The organism is bacterium, from assembly GCA_024224155.1.
GTDB lineage: Bacteria > Acidobacteriota > Thermoanaerobaculia > Multivoradales > JAHEKO01 > CALZIK01.
Genome location: JAAENP010000521.1, coordinates 1 through 840 on the forward strand (window position 1 = coordinate 1; position 840 = coordinate 840).

Annotated in this window: 1 protein-coding gene; it reads right to left on the reverse strand. The window is 62.3% G+C overall.

Annotation, left to right across the window (positions count from 1 at the left end; all coding sequences use genetic code 11):
* Positions 1 to 110: 110 nt before the first annotated feature.
* Positions 111 to 840: transposase (locus GY769_24705; protein MCP4205123.1), on the reverse strand; the 730-nt coding region annotated here is incomplete at its 5' end.

Here is an 840-nt window from a genome sequence, read left to right on the forward strand (position 1 = left end):
AGTTTGATAACACTGATATGTGGTTTGATGATTGCAGGCCTTTACAGCAGCCCTGTGAACGTGATTTTTAGTTCTTCTGCAAAGTCCTTAAAGAATTTCATAAAATTCGTTCAAAGCGCTTGCCCTGCGAGCAGCTTGGCTGTGGAAACATGGGGATGTTTGGGGTCGTAGCGCCGCTTCGGCACTGGTTTCTTGGGGCCGCGAGGCCGCTTTCGAAAGGCGGACAGCCGGACCTTGGTGGCCATCTGCCGCAGCAGCTCCCCCATTTGGGCGACGCTCAAGGCACGAAAGATGGACCATTCCTCCGGCGGTATCGCGATCATCATGCCCTGGTACGTGGCGGCGATCTCCGTGGCCAGGTCGTACGGGGAGAACTCACGGTCCATCTTCTCTGTGCCGTGGACCGCGCCCAGCGCCGCGCGGACCACGGCCAGGGTGTTGTAGGCCACCAAGGCGGTGCAGAAGCCGAACAGCGCCGCCTTGGGGTAGGCCAGCGTGTTGATCTCCGAGTTCAGATCCTTCTCGAGCCTCTGGAACGCGGTCTCGATCGTCCAGCGCTCGCGGTAGAGTTCGGCCACGGTGACGGCGTCGGCGACCTCCTCGGGCAGGTCGGTCAGGATGTGGATCACCGTCTCCCCGTCGCGCGTCGGCTCCTTCAGCCCCAGGCGGATGCGGCGCAGGGGCAGGCGCACGAGCTTCCCGTCCTCGGACTCGACCTCGATCTCGATGTTCTGCTCCGAGACGGTCCCCGTCTCCGTGGTGCCGACCTCGCGCATCGCGTCGAGCGGGCGGAAGGGCACCTGCTGGTGCTCCCGGATGATCGAGAAGGCGTTCTTGTCA